Source organism: Synechococcales cyanobacterium CNB (assembly GCA_030263455.1).
GTDB lineage: Bacteria > Planctomycetota > Phycisphaerae > Phycisphaerales > UBA1924 > CAADGN01.
The window spans coordinates 111,124-134,316 of the sequence record SZOZ01000011.1; the positions used below are offsets into that span (position 1 = coordinate 111,124).

The following is a 23,193-nucleotide window of genomic DNA, read 5'->3' on the forward strand; positions in this document are numbered from 1 at the left end:
GGGAGTGCATCATGGCGCGAGTGAGACGATCGGCCGGGATGTTCGCGGCGGCGGCCCTCTGCTGGGGGGCGGCGTGCGTGCTCGGGCAAGGAAACTCCGACGACAAGCCCAAGGCCGATACGCCCGTGCAGTCCGAATCGGTTTCGGTCACGAAACACGCCGTGACGATCGATGGCCGCGAAATCGAGTACTCCGCTGCGGCGGGCTACTTGCAACTGCCAGACTACGAGGGCAAGCCCCGAGCAAACGTCTTTTACGTCGCCTACACGATTGAAGGCGTGGATCCTGCCGAACGTCCGGTGACGTTCACCTTCAACGGCGGGCCTGGCTCGTCGAGCGTCTGGCTGCACATGGGCGCGCTCGGACCGCGTCGAGTGGACATGGGAGTCGAAGGGTTCGACCAGTCTCCACCGTTCCGCGTCGTGCCCAACGAGCACTCATGGCTGGACCTGACGGACCTCGTCTTCATCGATCCGGTCAGCACGGGCTACAGCCGACCGGTCGAGGGGCAGGACGCGAAGCAGTTTCACGGACTGGAAGAGGACTTGTCGTCCGTCGGCGACTTCATCCGCCTCTGGACGACACGCCACGAACGGTGGCTCTCCCCGAAGTTCTTGGCTGGCGAGAGCTACGGCACGACACGGGCCGCGGGGCTGTCGGCCTACCTCCAGGACACACACGGGATGTACCTCAACGGCCTGCTGCTCATCTCCTCCGTGTTGAACTTCCAGACAATCCGCTTCGGAGAGGGAAACGACGACCCGTACTGGCTCTTCCTGCCGACTTACACCGCGACGGCGTGGTACCACGGCAAACTCGCACCCGACTTGCAGCGCGACCTGCGGACCACGCTGACGGAGGTTGAGGGGTGGGCGTCCACCGGCTACCTGCTCGCGCTGGCGAAGGGGGATTCGCTGACACCGGAGGAGCGGCGCGAGGTTGTCCATCGTCTGGCGCGGTACACGGGCCTGTCCGAGCGGTTTGTCGAGTTGAGCGGGCTGCGGATCGATATCTTCCGGTTCACGAAGGAGTTGCTGCGCAACGAGGGCCGCACGGTCGGTCGCCTCGACAGCCGGTTCAAGGGGATGGACCGCGACGGCACGAGCGCGGGGTTCGACTATGACCCGAGCATGACCGCGATCACAGGCCCCTTCACCGCGGGCCTGAACGACTACGTCCGCCGAGAACTCGGATACCGCAACGATCTGCCCTACGAGATCCTGACCGGGCGTGTTCACCCGTGGAGTTACCGCACCTCGGAGAACCGGTACGTCAACGTTGCGACGAGGCTCCGCGATGCGATGCACAAGAATCCGGCCTTGATGGTCTTCGTCGCGAGCGGGTACTACGACCTGGCCACGCCCTACTTCGCCACGGACAACACGCTGGCACGCCTCGGCGTGGACGCGTCGCTGCGAGGCAACGTGCATGTGTCGTACTACGAGTCAGGGCACATGATGTACATCCGCGAATCGGACTTGGCGAAGCTCAAGCGGGACGTCGTGCCGTTCTACCGCGACGCCGCGAGGGTGGGGGGGAAGTGACGCGGCGCGCAATCAGGCGGCCTGGGCGCGTCGGCGCCGAGAATCGACGCCGACACGCTCCAGGCCCGGGTGGTGGGGCGGGATCAGTGGCCCTCCATCGCAAGTCGTTGATCGGCATCGACTTAGGCAAGGCGGCCTCCCGAAAGGTACACCGAACTCTCCGACGTGCAACCTTTCTGTTCACCTCGTTTCAGCGTGCGAGAAGCCGGGCAGTTCGGGTAGGATGCGCGTATGGTCGGCCGGAGTGTGGTTCTCTCGGACGGCGGATTGGCGTCGTTGGTTGCAGCGGCAGCCGAGGTTGAAGGTACGCTCGCCACAGGGGATCCTTCCGCGCCGCTGCCTCTTCTCATCGAATGGCCCGGCTTGGACCGGGCAGGCTCGGCTGCCGTCCGGCGACAGGCCGAGGCCCTCGGTCTGATGGCCCGAGAGTTGCCCGAGTCATCGACCATCGAATCCGCCGGAGGGCGTGAAGCAGCGGCTCTCCTCCAAGCAGCGTATCTGGCAATGGCTTCCGGGTGCGGACGCGTCGTCTGGCCCGTGCAGTTCACGACAGCCGCGCCGGACGGAGAGTGCGACCTCGAACGCGAGGCGATCGCCGTCGATCGGGCTTTGCTCGTTTCTCGCCTGGCGACGCTCGACGCGGGTTCCTTCGGTTTGCCTGAACTGCGCGTCGAGACACCGCTGGTCGGCATGACGGACCACCAGGTCGCGGAACTCGCCTTGGACCTCGGCGTGTCGGTCGAGTGCTGCGAGTGGTGGGATGCAGGACGCCGTGCGGAGCGAGAACGGTGGATGTCGGCTCTGGATGCGGCAGGCTGGATTCCGCCGGAACCAATCCCCAGGGCGGTTACGCGCGCCGGCGACGGGTGAGCGTGCAGCCGGCCGCGGTCAGCAGCAGCACGAGCGTGCCGGGCGTCGGGATCACAGGCTCGGTGGGCACGTCCGGCGGCGGCATGTCCGGCGGGGGCGGCGCTTCGGGCGGCTCAGGTGGAATGAACGGTGTGCGACCGCCCGACCCCGGTGTCCGCGATCCGCGACCCCCGCCAAGGCCGGGCGTCTTCCGGAACGATCCGAAGGCCTGCAGATCCTCGGTCTCCTGATGGCCCTCCATCACGATGCTGACGTCGTCCATCAGGTCCACGACGATCGGCTCCTCACCCGAAGCGCCTAAGTCGTCCACCCTCGCGGTGATGATGATGGAGTCACCCTGGTTGACGATCACGTTGCGGAGTTCAATCGGTACCACCAGCCCGCGATTCGCCGTCTCACCGACCTCTTCAGGGGTCAGCGACTGCGTGTACAGCGGCCGGACGTTGCCCCAGCGATCGGTGACGGCGACCACCAGTTCCAGGCCCGCCTCCGCTGAGTCCGAATCCACCTGGAATCGAACACGACCCGTGATGCTGATGGGTGACCCGTCGCCCGCTGGGTTGGACCATCGCGCGACAGGAGAGACGGCCTCGTCGCCACCGATGACTCGGGCACGGTCGCGTTGGAAGATCGCATCGCCGTCTGGGCCGGCAACCCACTTTCCCTGACCGGCTGCTTCCGGGTCGGGCTGCCAGCGTGCAGGCTCGGTCGGTTGGGCGAACCACGGTGTGTCGGCTGACAGGCGAGTCAGGCTGATGGTCTCGTACCGCCAGACTGCACGGCTTGGATTCGCCGGCACGGTCGCGGGGTCGGACCAGTCGATGAAGCGGTTCCAGAGACCGCCGTTGACGAACTGGGCGGATGCCGCCGATCCGGTCGCGGAAAGGAGCGTGAACGCGGCCAGCGAAACGATGCAGTTCTTCGTTTTCATCGGGTTCTTCCTAAACCCCACGTGGGCAACGACTTGCGGCCGTCCGGGCCTCCTTTCCCAATATGCCCCCGATTCGGTGACCTGCCACCGTTTCAGGTGCTTTCCAGTGGGACTGTGCGGCTCTGGTGAGCCTGGCAGCACCGTTCGAACATGCGGGGATTGACGGCTGTGGGGGCTACGATCCGGCCCTATGAGTCAGAAATCGCACCCGGCGGGTACGGTCCAGCGGTGGACACGAACCCTGATCCCCACCCTTCGAGACGCTCCCGCCGAGGCCACCACGCCGAGCCACGCCCTCCTGCTTCGGGCCGGCTTCATGCGGCAGGTGGCAGCCGGGGTCTACGACTACCTCCCCCTGGCCTGGCGCGTCCTCACGAAGGTCACTCGGATCGTCCGCGAAGAAATGGACGCGACCGGCGCGAGCGAGATGCTCATGCCCGCCCTCCAGCCGATGGAGCTCTTCGAGCAGACAGGCCGGGCGGAGGACTACGGCGACAATCTCTTTTGCCTGCGCGACCGGCACGGACGCGAGACCGCTCTCGGACCCACGCACGAGGAGGTCATCACGGACCTGCTGCGCACGGCGATCACCAGTTACCGGCAACTGCCGCTGATTCTGTACCAGGTGCAGACGAAGTTCCGCGACGAGCCGCGCCCGAGGGGGGGTCTGCTGCGCGGGCGCGAGTTCATCATGAAGGACGCGTACTCGTTCCACCTGGCCGTCGAAGGGGCGGGGGGGCTGAACGAGGCGTACGACGCCATGTACCGGGCGTACTCGAACATCTTCCGCCGGTGCGGTCTGGACTTCACGGTCGTCGAGGCCGAGAGCGGGCCGATCGGCGGCTCGGCGAGCCACGAGTTCATGGTCAACTGCGAGACGGGCGAGGACACGATCCTGCGGTGCCCTGAGAGCGGCTATGCCGCCAACGTCGAGAAGTGCGAGATCGGCGAGCGGAAGTGGGGTTTCGACCGTGGGGCCGGCACTCCTTCCGCCTTACTCGAAAGAGTCCACACCCCCGACATGCCCGGGATCGAGGGCGTCGCCCAGTTCCTCGGCGTCACGCCCGATCGGATGCTCAAGACCATCGTGTTCGAGGCGGCGGATGCCGTGACAAGCGGTGGGGTGAAGTGGGTGCTTGCCGTTGTGCGCGGTGATCACGAGGTGAACGAGGGCAAGGTCAAGGCCGCGATCGGGTTCAGGGCCAAACTCGCCGACGAAGCGAGGGCGAAGCAGGCCGGATTCGCCATCGGCTACGTCAGCCCTGCAGTCGTGCAACGAACCGGTCTGCGCCCGGAGGACGGCGTGCGAGTCATCATCGACCCGGACGCCGCACAGGGGAACATCGCGTGGGCAACGGGAGCGGACGAGCGCGACCACCACGTCCGCGGCTTCGACTGGCGGCGCGAGATGGGAGCGATACTCGACGACCAGCGTTATGTAAAGGTGGCCGACATCCGCAACGCTCGGGCAGGCGATCCCTCGCCCCGAGCCCCCGGATCGAAACTCGTCGAACAGCGGGGAATCGAGGTCGGGCACATCTTCAAACTCGGCACCAAGTACTCCGATGCGATGGGTCTGGCCGTCCTCGACGAAGGGCAGCAGAGGCGATCCGTCATCATGGGGTGCTACGGCATCGGCGTCAGCAGGACCATGGCCGCCTGCGTCGAGATGAGCCACGACGCTGAGGGCATCATCTGGCCGGCTGCTATCGCCCCGTACCACATCCTGCTGACGGTGATGAAGCCCGACGATGCCGCGCAGATACAGGCGGCGCAACGGCTTGCCTCCGATCTGGGCGAGGCGGGCTTGGACGTTCTCATCGACGACCGGGACGAGCGACCCGGTGTCAAGTTCAAGGACGGCGACCTGATCGGTCTCCCCGTCCGCCTCACCGTGGGCGACAAAGCCCTTGCAGCAGGGGGGGTGGAGTTCAAGCACAGGTCGGAGGCCGGCAAGGGGGAGGTCGTCCCGCTGGGCGATGCGGTGGCGCGGTGCGTGACGGCCGTGCGGGCATGACAATGGACGAAAAACCGGTGGCGGTTGACAGGCCTGCGCGGTATATAGTCATTCCCATGGACGGAGCCTGCCGCGGCCTTCGCCGAGCGTGAGGCGCGGCGGCGTGTGGGTTCCGGCTCCCGTGCCGAGCGAGCGGCGCGGGTCACACGGAGGTAGGCATTCCCGCCACCCCATGGACAGTGACGAGGGGCTTGATGCAAGCCTCGCGCCGGTACGGCTGAGCGACCGGCCGATCTTCGACGAAGCGTTCTCACAACTCCGCGAGCCGATCTCCGACAGCTGCTACGCCAGCACGTATGTGTGGGTGGGCGCGCTGCGGATCTTCTGGGCCAGCATCGACCGACACTTGTGCGTGTTCGCGAACACCACGGGCGACCTGACGATGCTGCTGCCGCCCTTGCCGCAGCCCGGCGCGGAGGACCGCTCGCTGCCAAGCGTCGTCGGCGCATGCTTCGAGATCATGGACGCCTACAACGCACGGCACGCGACGGTTGAGCGGTCGCGCATCGAGTACGTCTCCGACGAGATGCTCGAGCGATTCAGCGCGTCGAGCGCGACGCTCAGCGCGACACCGATGTGGGGCGACTACGTCTACGAGACCGCCAGAATGATCGACCTCGCGGGCGGACCCCTCAAATCGAAGCGTCACGCGCGATCGAGGTTCGTACGCGAACACCCCGACCATCGCGTGGAGGAGATGAGCGACGAGCACGTGCCCGCGTGCCTGGAACTGCTCGATACCTGGGCGCAGCACGGCGATGAAATGCACGAGGGCGAGGTGAGCGACGTGCACGTCGGCACCGATGTGCTGCGCGAGCGGGACCGGCTCTCGACCCGGCGCGCTCTCGAACATCGCCGCGAGATCGGCCTGACCGGCATGACCCTGCTCGTGGAGGGCCGGGTTGCGGGCTTCACCCTCGGGCAGCCCCTCACGCCGACCCAGGCGATGGTGCTCGTCGAGAAGGCCGACCCGGCGTTCCCGGGCGCGGCCCAGTTCATCTTTTCCGAGTTCTGCCGGTTGCACTGGGCGTCCTACCCGGAGGTGAACGCGGGCGACGACTGGGGTATCCCGAGCCTTCGGTTCACGAAGCAGAGTTACCGGCCGCGCCGACTGCTGAGCAAGTACGTCCTCACACGACAGCCGGTGCCCGTGCTGTCAACGTCCATCCCGATGGACCTGCCCGTGCGAAACCCCCGTCACACCGTCGGCACCGAGGCGGTGGCAGGCGAGACGACTTCCGCCGATTCGCAGGTGCGTGTGACGCTTCGCCGTGGCGCCGCGTCAGATGCCGATCCGATCATCGAGATCGAGTTGTCGTGCTTCGATGCCCCCGATGAACTGTTCACACGCAGGCAAGTTCGGCGACTGATCGACAACCCCCGTGCGACCGTCACCGTGGCGGAACTCGACGGCCGCGTCGTCGGCTGGGCGGTGGGGCTGGTTCGCCAGCACCGCCGCACCAGGTCGGGACGGCTCTACGCGGTCGCGGTGCATCCGTCCGCCCGAGGGCGGCATGCCGGAAGGCTGCTCGTCGAGGCCACCATTGCCGCCCTCAAGGCCAAAGGTGTCGAGCGTGTTTACCTCGAAGTCCGCCGCGACAATGAGACCGCCATCGCGCTCTACGAGAAACTCGGCTTCGTGCCGACCCAGAGCCTTCCGGGCTACTACGGCGTGGATCGCGACGGCCTGCGTATGCGGCTCGGCGATGGGCCGGGCGGTAGACTCGCCCCGCGTCGGCATGGGCACGACGCTTTGGGCGAAGGATCGCTCTTCACACAGCTGCCGTAGCAGCAGGGGCAGGTACGATGGGATTGCCGCAAGGGCTCCGCGAGGTGCGGATCGGAATCGTGTTCGCCCTGGCGACCATGCTTCTCGGGTTCGGGCTAGGAGGCGTGTTCGGGCTGGCGGAGGAGTCGCTCAAGGGTGACCTGGACCGGCGCGGCAAGGCCGTGTTGGAGAGCGTCTACGCGGGCAACGACGCCAAACGGATCGAGACCAGGGACAAGGCATGGACGTACTACAAGCGAGCCCACCTGCACGCAGGAGCCATGGGAACCTCCGCCTTGGCGATGTCGATGCTACTGGCCAAGCTGCCAGGCGCGACGCGGCTGCGGTCGAGTATTGCGATCGCCCTGGGAATCGGCGGGCTTGGCTACGGCCTGTTCTGGCTGCTGGCGGGAATGCGTGCGCCCGGACTGGGGAGCACGGGATTGGCGAAGGAGTCGCTGAAGTTGCTCTCGATGCCTTCTGCCGGCCTGTTTCTCCTGGGAACATTGCTGGTCATGGCACTGTTCGCCAAGGAGTCATGGGCAGGCAGCAAATCCTGAGGGCGACCCGGTCGCGGCGGGTACGGTCGATTCGCAGGCCTTGTTTAACATAACCGCTATTCTCGGACGAATGGCGCGCCGTATCCTCATCGGTGGTGCATGTATCCGCCGATTTTGAAGCGCCTCGCATTTGGCGCGCTGGCGCGCCACTAATGGCGCGCTGGCGCGCCACGATCCGAAAAACTCGCGGAATCACTGCATCATTTTCGATGCGCAGCCAGCCCGCCTTCTGGAGGCTCGCGGTGTGGCGCGGGATCGTGTTGCGGTCGTCCATCCCAGTCAACTCGGCCAGCATCTTGTTCGTTGCCCGGATCAGCCCATCGGAATCGGCCAGAGTATCGAGGGCTACCAGCACCTTCAACTCAGGCCCGGAAAGGTCGCTCAGCAGGCGATTGGTGTCAAGCTCGGGGTGGACTATCTGCTGCGCCATGGAGGGGGGCTGCTCCACGACCCGTGGTAGGTCGCCGGGCATGGTATACTGCCCATCGACGGACTTGGCAAGCGGGGCTGCTGCCAGCCGTCAAGCCCCCCGCCTGCCCGATGTTGCCGGGGGGCAACTCGCGGTCGTCGGCCGACTCGGCCGGCGGTCGCTTTCATCGGCCTGGCCGAGGCCAGACTTCCACTTTTTGACACACACGCGAGGCGCTTCGGTGGCCCGGCCTCCCAATCCCCCGGGAGGCCGGGCCTGGCGGAAGGCGACTCAGGCGCGGACGCTGAACGAGTTGAACGCCCGGCCGCTGAGGGCGAAGGTGCCCAGGCCGGCGAACCCCGGGCCGGCATGGGTCGCGTCGATCAGACTGATGACGCCGGCCCCGTTCTTCTCGACCTCCAGGGTGGTTCCCGTCGCGCGGATGCGCATCTCATCGCCGATGGCGTAGCCGGTCGGGATGGTCGTGAGCGCCGTAGCGACGTTGGCCGTGACGACGTAGAGCACGGTGCTCAGGGTCGTAGCGCGCGCAAAGTAGCCGCTCAGCGTGCCCCCCCCCGAGTCGGTTACGCGCAGGCCGACCAGGTGCTCGCCTGCGGCGCTGCCGATGACGATGGCGGCCTCACCATCCGCGAACTCGAGCGCGTTGTAGAGCAGGCACGAACGCGGGTTGCCCGCGGCCTCGACCGCAGTCGCCGAGCACTGCCCCCCCCCTTCGGTGAAGGCTCCGCGTGCCTGCGTCCACCACGGGTTGAGGCTGCCCACCTCGAACGCATCATCGAAGTTGCTGTTGCGCCAGACGACGACGTTCTGTACGCCGCCGGTGGATTCGAGCGATCCGCCGTGGGATCCGCCGTTGGAGCCTCCGCCGCTCCCTCCGCTCCCTCCGAGTCCGCCGCCGCCGTCGTCTCCCCCCGCGAGGATGGCGGCCGCGACGTGGCCCGCGTAGGCGACGTCGCGCGGATAGCGCCGGCGCCGGGGCATCCGTCCGAGCTGTCGGCCTCCGCCGGCCGCGACCGGGCGCCGCGGTGCAGACTGGTGAGGGGGGGGCACCGCCGGCGTCTTACCCGGCATGTAGCGGTCGAGAAACTCCCCCACCAGCCGGTAGTAGTCGAGCGGCGAAGCCATCAGCGCAGCACCGAGTCCGGGTACGGCGGGGCGACGGCCACCTGAACGATGACGCCACCGGTGAGCGTGCCGGTCTGTCCATTGATCTGCGAGCCGCGCACGACCAGGCACATATCGAGCGAGTCGCCGCGGCGTAGGCGCGCCGGGTGCGGGAAGTACCGCACCGGCGCGCCCTTGTTCGGCGCGGCATCGTTGTACTTCCCCGTGGGGAACGTCGTCACGAAGAGCGATTCAAGCGTCGATCGTCCGAGCAAGAGGCTCACGCCGGACGTTTCGACACCGACGACGTTGGAGGGGTAGGAGTACCACTCCTGGAACGGACCGGGCAGGTTGCGGCCGATGACGATGGCCGCGCCGTGCCCCCTCGCGTCGCCCCAGGCGATGCCTGCCGATCCGGCGTTGTCGGTCGGCAGCATTTCGACGCCGATCCAGCTCACCGCGGACGGCTGGGCCAACTCGCCGTCGATGCCGACGCGGAGGCTCTGGAACTTGAACCAGGCGGACGCGCCGATGGTCGGGTTGCTCACGGCGATCGCGGTGAAGCCGCCGACCTTGACGCTGGTGTCGGCGGCTCCCAGGAGCGCATCCGCGGCGCCGCCGGCCGCTCCCGCGCCGCCGCCGGCGCCGGCCTGGTGCGGCGGGACGACGCCCGGCGCGATCAGTCTTGGGTCGGTCCACCAGCTCATGCGCGGTAACGCCGCTTGCCCCAGAAGACCAGCTGGGCGCGCACGCTCTCCCCGGAGTCGTTGTAGAGGATGCCCCGCACCGTCACGTTCTCGGGGATGGTGTGGCGCGTCGTGAAGTACCCAGGGTCACGCCCGTCGCCAACCAGCAGGTTGAGCCGGACGGGCGCGTCGAACCACGGCTCACCCGCGGTGAACAACTCGACGCGGAACGCGGCGAGCGTCATAAATGTGTTGGAGTCGCGGGTCGCCACCGCGTCCCGAGGCGCCGGCGTGAACGCCACAGCGGACCCGCTTGCCGACGGGATGTACACAGCGGCGCGGAGACTCTCCAGAATGAACGTTCCATTCTGGCTGAACGCCTTCGACGCCTGGGCGTTCGCGCCCGCGGCGATGGTCGTGGCCCAGTCGAGCGTGTAGGCGTACACGCGCTCGGCCATCCGTGCGCCCAGGTCTCCGGCTACGTCGGCTACGTCAGTCATGGCGGTGCTCCCATTTGCGGTCAATGCCCCGGGCCGGCTTTCGCCGGCACGGGGGGGGGATCAGTACTTCTCGACGGTGCAGAGCTGGCCGAACAGGCCGACGCGCACGACCAGGTCGGCGAAGGTGTCGAGCGTCAACTCGCTCCAGTCGATCGACAGGTTGATGCGCTTGAGCGGCAGGATGATGGTCGGAGGATCGAACCAGTAGCCGTCCTGCGTCGAGTGCGCCACGCGAGTCGAGGCGAACTGCCGGTGAACGGTTGTGTTGGTGTCGTGCGTGGCGCCGTCGATGTGCGGCGTGGACGGCCAGGGGAAGTTGTGAACGCCGAAGACGTTCTCGATGGGCCGTCGATTGCCGACGCGCATGTTGACGACACCGTGCGCGTAGAGCAGACGCCTGGCCTCGGCGGCCTCGCCGGCGGAGTCTGTCGGAACGGCGGTGCCCTCCACGTACTCCTGGTGGGTGGCGATCGCGGCGCCGGCGAGCGAGCGGCCGGCCTCGATGTAGATGCCGACGCGCTGCAGCGCGAAGTAGTACTGGCTGGGAAGCTGCGAGGCCTGCGGCATGTTCGTGACGCGAGGCGCGTTGGCCGCGTTGAAGAACTCCAGGCGACCCGGCGTGCCGGTTGCTCCGCCGGTGTCGGGCAGCGCGGTGCGGAACCAGTAGCACTCCGGCCTGACGTAGTAATCGGCATCGTTGTACGGGCTGCCGTTCAGCGACGCGATCAGCGTGCGGTGAGCGGGGTGAAGACCTTTGTGAATCTGCATGGCGGACCTCCACTTGTTGCCGGGGGAACAGGTGCGAGGTCAACGGGCCGGAGGCCCACGATCAGCCGGCGTACTCCATCTCGGCCTCCTGGCCGGTGAGCGACGGGTCGTCCGGTGCGGGAAGCGCGGCGTAGCCGAGGCCGGTGAGCGTCGGATCGTTGGCGGCGGGGTACGCCGCGTAGCCGAGTCCGCTCATTGCGCGCTGGGCCTGCCAGGTGCGAACCAGGTCGATCGCGGCACCGGCCAGCGCTCCGACCATCAGCCCGGTCGCGGCCTTCGTGCCGATGAATCGACGCGCGGCGATCGAGGCCGCCAGGCCCACGCCGGCCTTGGCGATCAGGCGTCGATTGCCGACTCGCCAGTCCATCGGCGCGAACCGATCGAAGATCATGTCGGCGCCGACGACGCCGGCGGCCGTGGCCGCCACCGCGGGCAGAGTACCGGCCGGAAGGAACGCGAACCCACGCCGCCTGACCGGAGAACGTCGGCGGGTCGCACGGCGCCGAGCAGTCGAGCGGCGCTTCGCCATTGGAACACCTCCCCGGCGCTTCTTCGCCGGACGTGAGCCGGCCCGCGGACGGCGCTTACGCCGCGCCGCCGCGAGCATCCTGGCCGTGGCGCGACGCTGGGCCGCGCTTCGAGCCTTCTTCCGACGCCGGGGGGGGGGATTCGGGATGACCAACTGCACTGCTCAGCCCTCCAGGTACACGGTGCGGGATCGACGGGTCACCTTCACGGGCGATGCGACGAGCACCCCCGGAGCAGCCTGGCTGACGTAGACGCGCGGCCGTCGCTTGAACTTGTGCTCGTAGCGCTTGCCGTCGCGTTCGTAGATGACCGAGCAGAGGTTGCCCAGGTCGATCGCCTCGACGGCCGGCGACTCTTCGCGCCGGTGCCCACCGCGGCGCGGCCGGATTTCTGCGGGGAGTCGCTTGCTCACCGGCGCCCTCCCTTCCGCCTGAAGGCGATGAGCAACAGGCCCATGCCGAGCATGATCAACGGGAGGGGCGGGGATGGGGACGGATCGCCACCCCCGCCCGCGTGCCCCGGAGAGACCAGGCTGGCCGGGGGGATCGGCGCCATGAGCGACTGGATCACCGACACGGCCCCAGCCGCCGCCCCCGCGGCCGCGGAAGCGACCCGCGAGGCCGGCCCAGGAGCCGTCTGGACGGGCGGGGTGGACCCGGGAGCCAGCCCGAGCCGCGAGAGCGCAGCGGCCGTCCTGGAGGCGTACAGCGGGTGGGCCAGGGCGAGCGTCACCGCGGCCTCCAGGCTCTTCTTGTCCGGGATCGGTCCCTTGCCGGCGGCGGCCGCCTCCAGGCCAGCCACCAACTTCGCCATATGCGGCCAGGTCGCGGGCCACTGACGCGGGGCCGCGGCCGTCGCCGCGGCGATCGCCGTGCGCGCATCGGGGGCGATCTTCTGGACAAAGAGCGTTCCCGCCCAGGCCTCGCAGGCCGCGCCGCCTTCGTTCCGGCAGACAGCCTCGTACATGAGCCGCGGTGCGGGGTAGCGCGTGCGCGGGTACCGACGCGCCGTGCCGGCGTTCAGCCACAAAGCCGTGTCCATGACGGGGAGACGGCTCATGCGGGACTCCGGCGACGGGGACGAAAGTGCAGCATCGCAAGAAACGCACCGACGATCAGCACGCCACCGAATCCGATCGCTGTAGCCTGGACGAGCGGCGGCGCAGGCTGGGTCGGGCGAGAGAGAGTGGGGAGTGTACTCGGAAGCGGCTGCTGTGCTTCTAACTTCGCCTTCAGCAGCAGCTCCCACATACGCAGAGCAGTAGCATTCTGCTCCTTGTTGATCTTGACATCCGCGTTCGCATCAACGTGATTCCAGAGCACGACCGTCGCCGCGGCTACGACGGCCAGCACCAGCACTACGGCCACGATGGGGATGGCCGCGAGTCCAGATATCCTGGCTGGATGCTGGTCGGCCCGAATCAGCCCTCGGCGCACCGCCTCGTCGTACTTCGCCAGGTGTACAGATACGCGCTGCCTCAGACGTTCGCCGAACGTCTCAACCCATCTATCCATCGCCTGGAGCTGAGCGCGCCGTCCAGGGGCCAACCGTGTTCGGTCAATGCTCGGGAGCTCAGTGACGATCTTGTTGTACAGCCTGGTGACGGTAGTGAGTCCCATCATCGACCGTACCATTTGATCGCGTAGCCCCGGGAAGAGACGCCACCACAACCCAAGGTCTACAGAGCCGGTATTGTGTGTGGGGTCAACGTACATAGGGAGAACCGATGCTGCTCACATTCAACTGGTTGGAACTCAGGCCAAAGACGCGGGGGGAAGTCGTCCTGGACAAACTCGCAGACTCGGCGCCGGAACTCGTACTGGCATTCATCGGCCTCATCGCTGTACTCGCCGTCTGTGAGACGATCAACTGGGTTTGCAAACGCGCGATGCGAACCAAGGGGACTTTTACTCCTCCCACCCCAACTGACGACTCACCGACTCCAGGTCGCCATCCACGTTGATCGCGGTGCCGCCCGCCAGGTGGAGCGTGACCGTGTCGCCGCGCGTGCTCTCGATGGCGAGCACGTGGCCGACCTTCACGCGCACGGCGCCGTGTGGCCCGCTGAAGTAGGCCGAACGCTTCGACCTCTCCACGCTCTCGGCGACGCGCTCCAGGGCGTTGAAGGTCTTGGCCGCAGCCTCTTCGATCATCGAGTCTGGTGGCTGCGGAAGGGCACCGTTGAGTCCGTCCATCATGGTTCACCTCATCAACGCGAGCAGTGCGAGTGCGCCGAAGCCTACGAGCATCAGCGTGTTGTCCTGGCGAGCCGGCTGCGCCGCCGGCTGCATCGGGGGCAGCATCGTCGCCACCTGGCCCGCGGCTACGGGGAGTTGGCCGGGGAGAAGGCTCCGGATCGCGGGGCCGACGACGGGGATGGCACCGGCCGCCGCGCCCGCCGCCGCGACCGCCATCGGCCGCAGCGCGTTCTTGATGTTCTTGAAGAGGTTCGAGAACAGCCCTTCAAGCTGCTCATCGTCGCCGGCCAGGCCGTTGAGTCCGCGCATGCGCATGTAGCGGTACAGCGCCACGACGTTATCCGCGGGCATGGCCGCGAGGATGCGGCGCTGCTCGGCGTCGGGCAGGTTGACCAGGGCGGCCGGGCTGATCGGCGCAGCGCCGAGGCCGCGGACACCGCGGCCGCAGACGCGCCGAACACACTTGCAGCGCCCCAGGTCGGTCATCGCGCCCGCTCCAGCAGAGCGGCCTCCAGCGCGGCGACGCGCTGGCGGAGCTTGAGCGCCTCGCCCTTCCAGTACCCCATTGAGCGGCGCATGTGCTGGTACTTCCGCACCATCTTCGCGGCCGGTGAGCCGGGCTGGAACGTGACGCCCTGGAGGCCGTTGGATCGGCCCAGGCCGTCGAGCTCGCCGCTCTCGTCCTCGCCGAGTCCGTTCAGGATGTCCGACGCCTCATCGCGCGTGAGCATGGTCAATCCTCCAGGCCGATCTTGCGGAGAATGCGGCCCAGCGCACGCTCCATCGTCTTCAGCCGTTCGTCGTGTCTGCCGAGCTGGACGGCGTTGGCGACCGCCGCGGCGACGCCCGCCGCTATGACGATGACGTTGACGCCGATGAGCAGGTCCTGCATCACGACTTCGCCTTGGTGCTCGCCTCATCCCAGGCCGCGTCCGCGGCGCGGTGGACGCGCGCTCGGGCGGTCCACCCCCCCACTGCCAGGACGACCGCCGCCACGCCCTGGACGAGTTGCTCGACGCCGACGGAGAGTGCCGCCCCTGTCTGCGGACCACCCGCCGCGGTGCCGGCGACGGCGGCCACCACGCCCGCCGTCTTCGCCCACCGATCGACGGCATCCGCCGTGGTCCGCTGAATCTCGGCGACCTCACGGGCAGCGTCCGCGGCGGCCTGCGAAGCCTCAGCCGCCTTGGTCGCGGCGGACTCGATGCGCTGCGCGTCCTCAGGCGCGATCGCCGCCGCCGCCGCCCCGATGTTGTGGGTGGCGTCGCGGAGTGCATCCGCGGCGTCGGCGAGTCGATCGGCCCGCTCGGCGTACTTCTGGGCGGCCGTGTCGCCGCACCCCAGCATCAGGGTTGCGGCCAGAAGAGCGGCGATCACGATGACGGAGCAACGCCCGAGTCCGGTGAGCATGGCTCGACCTCCGCCGGGGGGCGTTGTTCAGGTTCAGGAAGCGTACCAGATTCGCCGGGCGTGTCAAGCCCCCCCCGCCGCGCCTCGAACCAGGCGACGAGCTCCTCCAGGTAGCCGAGCGCGTTCCGGCCGTTGCGCCGCTCACGGTCGGGGAGCGGCTCCGTCCAGAGCGTCTTCTGCGTTCGCCCGTCCAGGCGTGCCCTGTCCACCAGGGCGATGACGACGCTGAGGCCGGCGACGCGCTCGGGCGTGAGTTTGGGTCGCTTCACCTGATGCCCTCCGCCTTCAGGGCGGCGCAGATGCGCCGCCAGCCCTCCGCCTCCGCTTTGGCCTGCTGTTCAGTCTCGGCCTCGACGTAGGCGATCATGGTGACCACATCCAACGCGCGCAGCTCTCGGGCGATCGCCGCCGCCTGCCTCTCCGTCACAGGCTCCGCCTGCCGCTTGCGCAGCACGGACCAGAGCTGAAGCGCCCAGGGGCGCTCAACCACGCGCATCGACTCCGTGATGACGTTGCTGATGACCTCGGCCGGATCGTGGCTCGCATCGCGGCAGTAGACCGCGGACGTGACCAGGTCTAAGTGTTCGAAGAGCGGCTTGAGGCCGTCATTCACAGACCAGTACTTTGTGAGGCGCGGTGCCCTGAGGATGTTGTAGACTGCGACGTTGACCGATTCTGCCAGCACTGATCTGAGCGACGTGACCATCGCACCGACGCACGCCGCCCACTCGACGCTCGGGCAGCCCGTGACGTACTGCAGTGAGGTGACGGCCTCGCCGCCCTTGTCCGGCTCGTAGTTGATCTGGATGACGTGACCGGGTTGCGCCGCCTGAATCACCCCAGCGCGTGAGCGGACGAACTCCATGAGCACAGGGATGTTCGGGAACGCCGCGTCGAACTCCGGCCGGCCGCGGGACGGAATGATCAGGTGGTGCACAGGAGGGCCGATGCTGAACCCTGACGACACCAGGGGCCGTATGGCCACTCCGAACAGGCCTTCGCTGCCTGCGCGTTGCGGGAGTACGCGGAGCTTCGTCATTGCCCCCCCCCTTTCGTCGGAACGGTGAGCGCTGAAGCGGCCTGCGCGGCGGCGCCGACGGCCACAACGCGCGTCACGACTCGCTGACGCTGGCGTTCGTAGACGACGATGAGCGTCCAGGACCGTCCCTCTTCGTCGGTCCAGATGCGGCGGGTGAGCCGGCGTACCTTCGTCTTCATGCGGCAACCTCCGTGTTGCAGAAGACCGCCGCGGACAGGTTCCCGTACTGCGCGGCGTGCTCCAGGTGGGAGGGGTCGATGACTCTCTTCGCCGACGCCGCGGCCGCGAACATCGAAATCCCGCTGAGCGTCGCGCCGACGCTTCGCGCGATGCGCACCGCGTGAGGCTTGCTGCCGGCCTTGACGTAGTAGACCCCGCAGCGCTTCTTGGTGTTCCTGTCGGAGACGGTGCAGTAGTACCACTTTGCCATCGGGGGGCTTCCTCTCTGCCGCTACTGGCGGACGTGAAGGGTGTACGTGCGCTTCCGCGCCGCCGGGAGCTCCTCTCCAGGCAGCGCGGTTTCCTGCGGATCGAACGCGACGTGACGGCCCGTGTGGGTCCACGCGCCGAAGTAGATGTGCTCATAGGGGCCCTTCGGGTCGCGGCCGATCACGGTGAGCGTCGGCGTGTACCCGGCGTTGCGCACCATCGACGCGCCGAGCGCCGCCAGGTCGTCACAGTCGCCCTCTGCCGAGCCGTTGGCGATGATCGTCGCCGCGAAGGTGTCGGGCATGGTCGGGAGCTCGACGCCGACCGGGTCGCGCTTGAACCGCACGCGCCGCTTGAGGACCAGGTGCACCCCGTAAAGGGTGTGCGGGATGCCCGCCTGGTATGCGGCGCGGTGCACCGGCGCCGTCAGCCCGAGGGCCGACGCCTCCCAAAGCAGCCGCTTGACGTAGGCCATCCGATCGGAGCGCTTCACCATCGCGCGGATGGCCTGCACGGTGGCCTCGACTCGCTCGTCTGCATCGGACGGCAGGGGCACGGAGAGTGTGGCGTTGAACGGGTACGGCCGGCCGGACTCGGTGATGCGAGCGTTCAGCATTGCGCGGACTCCTGCTTGAAGCGGCGAGCCTCGCCCGGCGTCGCCAGGCGGACTACCTCGACGTGCCTGGGCAGAACGTTCGGCGAGGTTGGATGACGGGGACGACGCTTCGAGTGAGAGAGCCACCAGATGTAGGGCCGTCCTCGGTTCGAGACTGAATGCACCTGGCCGAACCACAGGGTTCCGCGCTCGACGTTGCGCAGCATGACGATGTCGCCGGTCTTCGGTGTGAGTCCGATCAATGTGCACCTCCGTTGCCGCCGATCTGGCCGTTGTGCTCGGGCTTGATGAGGACGGGGCCGCGGGGCTGGGGCTGTCCGCACAGCGCCGCGTAGACCGACTCCGGGCCGGCAGACATGACGATGCCCCCCCCTTGCCGAAGAAAGAGCAGCGTCGTACCCATGTTCGGACCCGGTCCGATGAGCGAGACTTCCGACGGGTCGATGCGGTAGAGGCCGGCCTGGGTGTGGACGGTGACGAGTCGGTCGGAGAGGGCTTCACTGGCCTTGTTCATTGGGCGTCTCCTGATCGGCGTACAGGGCGCACACGGCCTCGCACACCGACGTGAGGTACGGGGTGGGGTCTATCTCCGTCGAGCGCAGGAACGCCTCCAGGTCGCTCGCGGAGCACGGGAGTTCCGGCGCCGACTCATCGCGCTCGAGCAGGTCGGCCACGGCGGGCGCGATCGACTCCGGCGACAAGCCCTGCGAGGAGCCGAAGCCGATGGCCAGCGCGTAAGGGTTGAGCGTCAGCGCGTCGAGTGGCGTCGCCGGTGGGGGCGGCGCGGGCGGACGCTCGGGAACGGCCGCCGGCTGCGCGGTCGCGGTGGGCGCCGGCGGGATCGCGCGAGGGATCGGCGCCGGCGCGCGAGGCGGGGGGAGGGGCTGGGACGATCGCGTCGCTCTCAGCATGGCCATGAGCTCCGCGATGACGGGCGTCCACTCGCCCCCCCCACTCCCGCCCTCGGCGCCACCACCAGGCGACAGGGCTTGCAGGTCGCGCATGGCCGCGACCAGGTCCGATATCTGGCCGCGCTGGCTGGCCAGTTCGATGATGTCCCGCGTGCGCAGCCCTTCACCGCGCAGCGCCTTGATGAGCTCCGCGACCGCCGGCATCGCGCCGAGCAGCGCCGACCAGGGCGGGGCTGAGGAACGCGACTCGGTCGGCGCCCGCGAGGCGAGCGCTTCGATCATGCCTCGCAGCTCGCGGACCTCCGCGGCCAGGTCGCTTCCCGACGGTCCGGGCGACTCGGGCTTGTAGAGCTCGACCGCCGCGGGGTCGATCGAAAGCGCCGCGGTTGTCACGATCACGCCGAGCCGATCGCGCAGCTGGAGCAGGAAGCGTCCGGCTCCAGCCGCTTTGACCAGGCGAGCCTCATCGAAGAGCGCGACTGGGCCGCTCCACACGCTTGCGGGGCGAGCCTCCCCCTCCGCTTGGCGCATGACCACCAGGCGGTAACTGTCGGCCTCTCCGCCGGCGAGCTCGATGGCGCGCGCAACGCGGTCGATGCCGTCAAACTCGGCGAGCTCGGCGCGCAGGTGCTCGTATCGGCTTCGCCGCGGTGCCGCTGTGGCGGTGGTCTGGTCGGTCTCCGGTGGCATGGTCGGTCACTCCTCGGAAGGGACGTACCGCGGCAGGCCGCTCCGACGTGCGCGGAGCACTTGAACCACGGCGGGCACCCACGAACGCATGAGGCAGATTTCGCGGACGGTCTGGCCGTGCACCTCTACGAGGTCACGCACTCGCGCGTGGAGCTGATCTCTGCGCTCCTGCGTGCTCTCACGCCCGATGACCTCCTGGAGGAGCTCGTGCACCTCGGCGTCGCTCATGTTGTCGATGGCGTCGATCGTCTCTTCGCGGTCGCGGTCGTACTGCATGACCCACCTCCTGGCGTCGGTCTCGGAATCGAAGTTGTCTCGGACGGCCTTGAACAATCGCGCTCGCCGCTCCTCACCGTGCCAGTCGTGACGCAAGCATCCGAACAGGCGCTGCGCGGTGATGGCGCGACCGCTGGCGCGTTTGCGCTCGTACTGGACCGCCTCGCGGACGAATCGCGGCGAACGATGAGCGAGGATCGTGTCGGCCTGGTTCAGCGTGATGCCGTGTTCGAGGAGCAGGCTCAGTGCCTTCTCCCGCGCAGCACCGCGCTTCGCGGCGGCGGGGTCGGCGGCGGCGGCTTCGCGCGCGCCTCCGTCCCTCCCTCCGCCTCCCTCCGCCTCCCTGTCTTTCTGCCTTTGGTATTCTCGGGGGGACTGGGGGGGGACAGCAACCCCCCGATTTTGGCGAACCTCTACGCCGTTAGTGGTGTGAGGATACGCCATTTTTGACGTAACCGCTATTCTCGGACTGGGCAGGGGGGTGACGCAGTTTCGGCGTTGCCAGGCGGTAATCGACGGGCGAGACTTGGGCAACAGATGACTCGACCCCAGATCCAGGAGGTCGTGGAGGTCGCTCGCCACAATCGCCCCGTTCAGATCGGTGCCGAAGCGGTGCGCCGGCTTGCCGCGTCGCGATCTCGCGTTGAAGCGTGTCTTGGCGACGGAAAGGCTTACTATGGCATCAACACCGGCTTCGGCTCACTCGCTCAGCAACGCGTCGGAAGTGAGGATCTGGCGCAGTTGCAGGTCAACCTCGTGCGATCACATGCCGCAGGTGTTGGCGACCCCCTGCCCCGGGAGATCGTACGCGGCATGTTGCTGCTTCTCGCGGCCAGTCTGAGCCGTGGCCTGTCCGGAGTGCGGCCGGTCGTCGTTGAGACGCTTGCCGCTTTGCTGAACGCGGGCATAAGCCCGGTTGTTCCTTCCATCGGTTCGGTCGGAGCGTCTGGCGACCTTGCCCCTTTGGCGCACGCCGCGCTGGTGCTCATGGGAGAAGGTCAGGCCGAGGTTGGTTGCCGCGTGGTCAGCGGTGGCGAAGCGATGCGATCGGCGGGCATCCCCACGATCGCGCTTGAGGCGAAGGAGGGCCTCGCGCTGCTGAACGGCACGCACCTGATGGCCGCTCAGGGCGCGCTGCTTTGCGCCGACTTCGATCATCTCTTCAGCGCTGCGCTCGCTGCGTGCGCCATGTCGATCGACGGGTGCATGGCGACGGATGCCTTCCTTGACTCCCGCTTGCACGAAGCGAGGCGGCAGCCTGGGCAGAGCATCGTCGCCTCGTGGCTTCACATGATGCTGGACGAGAGCGAGATCGTGCGTTCCCACCGCGAGAATGACCCCAGGGTGCAGGACCCCTACTCGCTCCGGTGCGCTCCGGCGGTGCTTGGCGCGGCATCGGACGCGTTCGATTATGTAAAACACGCCGTCGAACGCGAACTCCACGCCGTCACCGACAACCCCCTTGTCTTCAACGACGGTTCCGTCGTCTCCGGCGGCAACTTTCACGGCATGCCGCTCGCCATCCCCCTCGACTTGCTCTCGATCGCCCTGGCACACATCGCGGGAATCGCCGAGCGCCGCGTCTTCACCATGCTCGCAGGAAGCGACCCGGCCAGCGGCCTTCGGCCGTTCCTGGCCGCCCGCCCCGGACTGCAATCGGGCCTGATGATCCTGCAATACACCGCGGCCGCATGTTGCAACGAACTGGTCGGACTTGCGACCCCCGCGAGTGTTGCAAACCTGCCGACCAGCGCGGGCATGGAGGACTACAACTCGTTCGGGCCGCGTGCGGCGGCCAAGGCACGACGCGCGCTCGAACTCGCTCGCTATGTCGTGGCCATTGAACTGCTCTGTGCCGCCGAAGCGATCGACTGCCACCGTCCGCTGCGGTCCGGTGTTGGCGTTGAGCACTCGCACGCGCTGGTGCGATCCATCGTACCGCGATTGACCGAGGATCGTGCACTGTCTGGGGACGTTCAGCGGATCGTTGCGGACATGGACAACCACGCGTGGCTGGTCATCGTGGAGCACTGATCGGTGACCGAAGCACGCTCGGGAGAGCCCGCGGGTTCTCGTCTTCCGGGCTTGGCATCGGAATTGCACGGAGTTGTGCCGCGTCGCTCGGCCTCCTAGCCTCAGGGATGCCGGGGCGATGGGAGGCGCGGCATGACGACGATGACCACATCGGCACGCAACGAACCGAAGAGCGCGCGGACAGCCGTCGCTCGCGTCGTGCGCGCGCCGCGCGGCGCGGAGCGCACCTGCCGCACGTGGCAGGCCGAGGCCGCGATGCGGATGTTGATGAACAACCTAGATCCGGAGGTTGCCGAGGCGCCGGAGCAACTCGTCGTCTACGGCGGGCGCGGGCAGGCGGCTCGCTCGTGGCCCGCGTTCGACGCGATCGTGCGATCACTGCGATCGCTTGCGCCAGACGAGACGCTGCTCGTGCAGTCCGGCAAGCCCGTCGGCGTGGTGCGCACTCACGAGAACGCCCCGCGCGTGCTGATCGCGAACAGCAACCTGGTGCCGCGCTGGGCGACCCAGGAACACTTCGACGAACTCGCGTCGAAGGGCCTGATCATGTTCGGCCAGATGACGGCTGGCTCGTGGATCTACATCGGCACGCAGGGCATCCTGCAGGGCACGTTCGAAACGTTCGCCGAGTGCTCCCGCCAGCGGTTCGACGGCACGCTCCGCGGACGGCTGTGCGTCACGGCGGGGTGCGGCGGGATGGGCGGCGCGCAGCCGCTCGCCGTCACCCTCAACGGAGGCGTCTGCCTCATCGCCGAGGTCGATCACGGACGCCTCGAACGACGGCGACGCGATCGCTACCTCGACGAAACGGTCAGCGACCTCGACGTGGCCATCGACCGCGCCCTCTCGCTCGTCGAGTCGGGCGAGGCCGTGAGCGTCGGCGTCCATTGCAACGCCGTCGAACTGCTCGAACGCCTGATCGAACGCGATATCACGCCGGACGCCCTCACCGACCAGACCAGCGCGCACGACCCCCTAAACGGTTACGTCCCCGTCGAGACCTGCGCCTGCGAGGCCGAAGTGCTGCGCCGGCTTGACCCGGAGCGGTACGTCGCGCTCAGCTTGGCGAGCATGGACCGGCACGTGCGTGCGATGGTGGAACTACATCGGCGCGGGGCGGTCACCTTCGACTACGGCAACAACATCCGCCAACGGGCCTTCGACCACGGATTCGAAGACGCGTTCGAGTTTCCGGGATTCGTGCCCGCCTTCATCCGCCCGCAGTTCTGCGAGGGTCGCGGGCCGTTCCGCTGGGTCGCGCTCTCGGGCGATCCGCGCGACATCTATCGCACCGATTACGAGTTGCTGCGGCTCTTCCCTCGCCACGAGGGTCTTCGGCGGTGGCTGCACTCCTGCCACGAGAACCCCGACGCTCTGGAGGCGGGCGACTTCGACGCATGCCGGCCGCGGTTCGGCTTTCAGGGGCTGCCCGCTCGCATCTGCTGGCTCGGCATGGGTGAACGCGACCAGGCGGGCGTGCTCTTCAATCGACTCGTCGCCGATGGTGCGGTCGGCGCGCCGATCGTCATCGGGCGAGACCATCTCGACTGCGGCTCAGTTGCAAGCCCGAACCGCGAGACCGAAGCGATGCTCGACGGCTCGGACGCCATCAGCGATTGGGCGATCCTCAACGCGATGGTCAACGTTGCAAGCGGCGCGAGCTGGGTGAGTTTCCACCACGGCGGCGGCGTCGGCATCGGGTTCAGCCAGCACGCTGGCCAGGTCGTGGTCGCGGATGGCTCGCCCGAGGCGGAAGAAAGACTGAGGCGCGTGCTGACCAACGACCCCGCGATGGGCGTGTTTCGCCATGCGGACGCCGGCTATGAGCAGGCGGATCGAACGGCGATCCGCGCCGGCCTGCACATCCCGATGACCCGTGTGTGA

General features: G+C 67.9%; 30 protein-coding genes. 7 read left to right on the forward strand and 23 right to left on the reverse strand.

Annotation, left to right across the window (positions count from 1 at the left end):
* The first annotated feature begins 38 nt into the window (after window positions 1-38).
* On the forward strand, window positions 39-1,544 hold the full coding sequence (locus FBT69_11825) for a peptidase S10 (GenBank protein ID MDL1905481.1): 1,506 nt from the start codon (window positions 39-41) through the stop codon (window positions 1,542-1,544).
* Between the two features lie 231 nt (window positions 1,545-1,775).
* Window positions 1,776-2,414, forward strand: coding sequence for a hypothetical protein (locus tag FBT69_11830; GenBank protein ID MDL1905482.1), 639 nt, complete (start codon window positions 1,776-1,778; stop codon window positions 2,412-2,414).
* On the opposite strand, the gene FBT69_11835 is transcribed toward FBT69_11830, so the two are convergent.
* A complete protein-coding gene (locus FBT69_11835; GenBank protein MDL1905483.1) occupies window positions 2,392-3,345 on the reverse strand; it encodes a PEP-CTERM sorting domain-containing protein in 954 nt (317 codons plus the stop codon). The two genes, FBT69_11830 and FBT69_11835, sit on opposite strands and share 23 nt — an antisense overlap.
* A gap of 190 nt (window positions 3,346-3,535) precedes the next feature.
* On the opposite strand from FBT69_11835, the gene FBT69_11840 reads away from it, so the two are divergent.
* From FBT69_11840 to FBT69_11850, 3 genes are all read left to right on the forward strand, one after another.
* Window positions 3,536-5,362 carry a proline--tRNA ligase gene (locus tag FBT69_11840; protein ID MDL1905484.1) on the forward strand — a complete coding sequence of 609 codons (1,827 nt, stop codon included), beginning with the start codon at window positions 3,536-3,538 and terminating at the stop codon, window positions 5,360-5,362.
* Window positions 5,363-5,534: 172 nt separating this feature from the next.
* Window positions 5,535-7,151 (forward strand): GNAT family N-acetyltransferase, encoded by a 1,617-nt coding sequence (locus FBT69_11845; GenBank protein ID MDL1905485.1) that lies wholly within the window; start codon window positions 5,535-5,537, stop codon window positions 7,149-7,151.
* 17 nt (window positions 7,152-7,168) lie between these two features.
* A complete protein-coding gene (locus FBT69_11850; GenBank protein ID MDL1905486.1) occupies window positions 7,169-7,690 on the forward strand; it encodes a hypothetical protein in 522 nt (173 codons plus the stop codon).
* Here the strand turns inward: FBT69_11850 and FBT69_11855 are convergent.
* The 22 genes from FBT69_11855 to FBT69_11960 form a co-directional block, all read right to left on the reverse strand.
* On the reverse strand, window positions 7,644-8,120 hold the full coding sequence (locus tag FBT69_11855) for a helix-turn-helix domain-containing protein (GenBank protein ID MDL1905487.1): 477 nt from the start codon (window positions 8,118-8,120) through the stop codon (window positions 7,644-7,646). The two genes, FBT69_11850 and FBT69_11855, sit on opposite strands and share 47 nt — an antisense overlap.
* 270 nt (window positions 8,121-8,390) lie before the next feature.
* A complete protein-coding gene (locus FBT69_11860; GenBank protein MDL1905488.1) occupies window positions 8,391-8,882 on the reverse strand; it encodes a hypothetical protein in 492 nt (163 codons plus the stop codon).
* 362 nt (window positions 8,883-9,244) lie between these two features.
* Complete coding sequence (locus FBT69_11865; protein MDL1905489.1) at window positions 9,245-9,931, reverse strand: hypothetical protein; 687 nt, start codon at window positions 9,929-9,931, stop codon at window positions 9,245-9,247.
* Window positions 9,928-10,410, reverse strand: coding sequence for a hypothetical protein (locus FBT69_11870; GenBank protein MDL1905490.1), 483 nt, complete (start codon window positions 10,408-10,410; stop codon window positions 9,928-9,930). The genes FBT69_11865 and FBT69_11870 overlap by 4 nt, the downstream gene beginning before the upstream one ends.
* Window positions 10,411-10,470: 60 nt before the next feature.
* Entirely contained in the window at window positions 10,471-11,178 is a 708-nt protein-coding gene (locus FBT69_11875) for a hypothetical protein (GenBank protein ID MDL1905491.1), read from the reverse strand.
* A gap of 61 nt (window positions 11,179-11,239) precedes the next feature.
* A complete protein-coding gene (locus FBT69_11880; GenBank protein MDL1905492.1) occupies window positions 11,240-11,605 on the reverse strand; it encodes a hypothetical protein in 366 nt (121 codons plus the stop codon).
* 264 nt (window positions 11,606-11,869) lie between these two features.
* On the reverse strand, window positions 11,870-12,118 hold the full coding sequence (locus FBT69_11885; protein ID MDL1905493.1) for a hypothetical protein: 249 nt from the start codon (window positions 12,116-12,118) through the stop codon (window positions 11,870-11,872).
* Window positions 12,115-12,765 (reverse strand): hypothetical protein, encoded by a 651-nt coding sequence (locus tag FBT69_11890; GenBank protein MDL1905494.1) that lies wholly within the window; start codon window positions 12,763-12,765, stop codon window positions 12,115-12,117. Before FBT69_11890 ends, FBT69_11885 begins: the two co-directional genes overlap by 4 nt.
* Window positions 12,762-13,220: a hypothetical protein gene (locus FBT69_11895; protein ID MDL1905495.1), complete on the reverse strand. Its 459-nt coding sequence runs from the start codon at window positions 13,218-13,220 to the stop codon at window positions 12,762-12,764. Before FBT69_11895 ends, FBT69_11890 begins: the two co-directional genes overlap by 4 nt.
* Before the next feature lie 393 nt (window positions 13,221-13,613).
* Window positions 13,614-13,904 carry a hypothetical protein gene (locus FBT69_11900; GenBank protein ID MDL1905496.1) on the reverse strand — a complete coding sequence of 97 codons (291 nt, stop codon included), beginning with the start codon at window positions 13,902-13,904 and terminating at the stop codon, window positions 13,614-13,616.
* 3 nt (window positions 13,905-13,907) lie between these two features.
* Window positions 13,908-14,390 carry a hypothetical protein gene (locus tag FBT69_11905; GenBank protein ID MDL1905497.1) on the reverse strand — a complete coding sequence of 161 codons (483 nt, stop codon included), beginning with the start codon at window positions 14,388-14,390 and terminating at the stop codon, window positions 13,908-13,910.
* Window positions 14,387-14,635 (reverse strand): hypothetical protein, encoded by a 249-nt coding sequence (locus tag FBT69_11910; GenBank protein ID MDL1905498.1) that lies wholly within the window; start codon window positions 14,633-14,635, stop codon window positions 14,387-14,389. Before FBT69_11910 ends, FBT69_11905 begins: the two co-directional genes overlap by 4 nt.
* Window positions 14,636-14,795: 160 nt before the next feature.
* Entirely contained in the window at window positions 14,796-15,314 is a 519-nt protein-coding gene (locus FBT69_11915; GenBank protein ID MDL1905499.1) for a hypothetical protein, read from the reverse strand.
* Window positions 15,278-15,583: a hypothetical protein gene (locus FBT69_11920; GenBank protein ID MDL1905500.1), complete on the reverse strand. Its 306-nt coding sequence runs from the start codon at window positions 15,581-15,583 to the stop codon at window positions 15,278-15,280. The genes FBT69_11915 and FBT69_11920 overlap by 37 nt, the downstream gene beginning before the upstream one ends.
* A complete protein-coding gene (locus tag FBT69_11925) occupies window positions 15,580-16,251 on the reverse strand; it encodes a hypothetical protein (GenBank protein MDL1905501.1) in 672 nt (223 codons plus the stop codon). The genes FBT69_11920 and FBT69_11925 overlap by 4 nt, the downstream gene beginning before the upstream one ends.
* A 98-nt stretch (window positions 16,252-16,349) precedes the next feature.
* A complete protein-coding gene (locus FBT69_11930) occupies window positions 16,350-16,532 on the reverse strand; it encodes a hypothetical protein (protein MDL1905502.1) in 183 nt (60 codons plus the stop codon).
* Window positions 16,529-16,783 (reverse strand): hypothetical protein, encoded by a 255-nt coding sequence (locus FBT69_11935; protein ID MDL1905503.1) that lies wholly within the window; start codon window positions 16,781-16,783, stop codon window positions 16,529-16,531. Before FBT69_11935 ends, FBT69_11930 begins: the two co-directional genes overlap by 4 nt.
* 21 nt (window positions 16,784-16,804) lie before the next feature.
* The gene (locus FBT69_11940; GenBank protein ID MDL1905504.1) at window positions 16,805-17,398 is read right to left on the reverse strand and encodes a hypothetical protein; all 594 of its coding nucleotides are present in this window, start codon (window positions 17,396-17,398) and stop codon (window positions 16,805-16,807) included.
* Complete coding sequence (locus FBT69_11945) at window positions 17,392-17,640, reverse strand: hypothetical protein (protein ID MDL1905505.1); 249 nt, start codon at window positions 17,638-17,640, stop codon at window positions 17,392-17,394. The genes FBT69_11940 and FBT69_11945 overlap by 7 nt, the downstream gene beginning before the upstream one ends.
* Complete coding sequence (locus FBT69_11950) at window positions 17,637-17,912, reverse strand: hypothetical protein (GenBank protein MDL1905506.1); 276 nt, start codon at window positions 17,910-17,912, stop codon at window positions 17,637-17,639. The genes FBT69_11945 and FBT69_11950 overlap by 4 nt, the downstream gene beginning before the upstream one ends.
* Window positions 17,896-18,999, reverse strand: a complete 1,104-nt coding sequence (locus FBT69_11955) for a hypothetical protein (protein MDL1905507.1) — start codon at window positions 18,997-18,999, stop codon at window positions 17,896-17,898. Before FBT69_11955 ends, FBT69_11950 begins: the two co-directional genes overlap by 17 nt.
* A 6-nt stretch (window positions 19,000-19,005) precedes the next feature.
* Window positions 19,006-19,719: a hypothetical protein gene (locus FBT69_11960; GenBank protein MDL1905508.1), complete on the reverse strand. Its 714-nt coding sequence runs from the start codon at window positions 19,717-19,719 to the stop codon at window positions 19,006-19,008.
* 93 nt (window positions 19,720-19,812) lie between these two features.
* Here FBT69_11960 and hutH point away from each other — a divergent pair, with 93 nt between their 5' ends.
* Window positions 19,813-21,309, forward strand: a complete 1,497-nt coding sequence (gene hutH, locus FBT69_11965; GenBank protein ID MDL1905509.1) for a histidine ammonia-lyase — start codon at window positions 19,813-19,815, stop codon at window positions 21,307-21,309.
* A 141-nt stretch (window positions 21,310-21,450) separates the two neighbouring features.
* The gene (gene hutU / locus FBT69_11970) at window positions 21,451-23,193 is read left to right on the forward strand and encodes a urocanate hydratase (GenBank protein ID MDL1905510.1); all 1,743 of its coding nucleotides are present in this window, start codon (window positions 21,451-21,453) and stop codon (window positions 23,191-23,193) included.

Coding starts and splice junctions, on each gene's coding strand:
- FBT69_11870 (MDL1905490.1), bottom strand. CDS start 10,410: ATGACTGACGTAGCCGACGTAGCCGGAGACCTGGGCGCACGGATGGCC.
- FBT69_11900 (MDL1905496.1), bottom strand. CDS start 13,904: ATGATGGACGGACTCAACGGTGCCCTTCCGCAGCCACCAGACTCGATG.
- FBT69_11910 (MDL1905498.1), bottom strand. CDS start 14,635: ATGCTCACGCGCGATGAGGCGTCGGACATCCTGAACGGACTCGGCGAG.
- FBT69_11895 (MDL1905495.1), bottom strand. CDS start 13,220: ATGGATAGATGGGTTGAGACGTTCGGCGAACGTCTGAGGCAGCGCGTA.
- FBT69_11830 (MDL1905482.1), top strand. CDS start 1,776: ATGGTCGGCCGGAGTGTGGTTCTCTCGGACGGCGGATTGGCGTCGTTG.
- FBT69_11835 (MDL1905483.1), bottom strand. CDS start 3,345: ATGAAAACGAAGAACTGCATCGTTTCGCTGGCCGCGTTCACGCTCCTT.
- FBT69_11915 (MDL1905499.1), bottom strand. CDS start 15,314: ATGCTCACCGGACTCGGGCGTTGCTCCGTCATCGTGATCGCCGCTCTT.
- FBT69_11930 (MDL1905502.1), bottom strand. CDS start 16,532: ATGAAGACGAAGGTACGCCGGCTCACCCGCCGCATCTGGACCGACGAA.
- hutH (MDL1905509.1), top strand. CDS start 19,813: ATGACTCGACCCCAGATCCAGGAGGTCGTGGAGGTCGCTCGCCACAAT.
- FBT69_11890 (MDL1905494.1), bottom strand. CDS start 12,765: ATGAGCCGTCTCCCCGTCATGGACACGGCTTTGTGGCTGAACGCCGGC.
- FBT69_11850 (MDL1905486.1), top strand. CDS start 7,169: ATGGGATTGCCGCAAGGGCTCCGCGAGGTGCGGATCGGAATCGTGTTC.
- FBT69_11960 (MDL1905508.1), bottom strand. CDS start 19,719: ATGGCGTATCCTCACACCACTAACGGCGTAGAGGTTCGCCAAAATCGG.
- FBT69_11840 (MDL1905484.1), top strand. CDS start 3,536: ATGAGTCAGAAATCGCACCCGGCGGGTACGGTCCAGCGGTGGACACGA.
- FBT69_11905 (MDL1905497.1), bottom strand. CDS start 14,390: ATGACCGACCTGGGGCGCTGCAAGTGTGTTCGGCGCGTCTGCGGCCGC.
- FBT69_11950 (MDL1905506.1), bottom strand. CDS start 17,912: ATGAACAAGGCCAGTGAAGCCCTCTCCGACCGACTCGTCACCGTCCAC.
- FBT69_11875 (MDL1905491.1), bottom strand. CDS start 11,178: ATGCAGATTCACAAAGGTCTTCACCCCGCTCACCGCACGCTGATCGCG.
- FBT69_11855 (MDL1905487.1), bottom strand. CDS start 8,120: ATGGCGCAGCAGATAGTCCACCCCGAGCTTGACACCAATCGCCTGCTG.
- FBT69_11955 (MDL1905507.1), bottom strand. CDS start 18,999: ATGCCACCGGAGACCGACCAGACCACCGCCACAGCGGCACCGCGGCGA.
- FBT69_11940 (MDL1905504.1), bottom strand. CDS start 17,398: ATGCTGAACGCTCGCATCACCGAGTCCGGCCGGCCGTACCCGTTCAAC.
- FBT69_11845 (MDL1905485.1), top strand. CDS start 5,535: ATGGACAGTGACGAGGGGCTTGATGCAAGCCTCGCGCCGGTACGGCTG.
- hutU (MDL1905510.1), top strand. CDS start 21,451: ATGACCACATCGGCACGCAACGAACCGAAGAGCGCGCGGACAGCCGTC.
- FBT69_11865 (MDL1905489.1), bottom strand. CDS start 9,931: ATGAGCTGGTGGACCGACCCAAGACTGATCGCGCCGGGCGTCGTCCCG.
- FBT69_11825 (MDL1905481.1), top strand. CDS start 39: ATGTTCGCGGCGGCGGCCCTCTGCTGGGGGGCGGCGTGCGTGCTCGGG.
- FBT69_11935 (MDL1905503.1), bottom strand. CDS start 16,783: ATGGCAAAGTGGTACTACTGCACCGTCTCCGACAGGAACACCAAGAAG.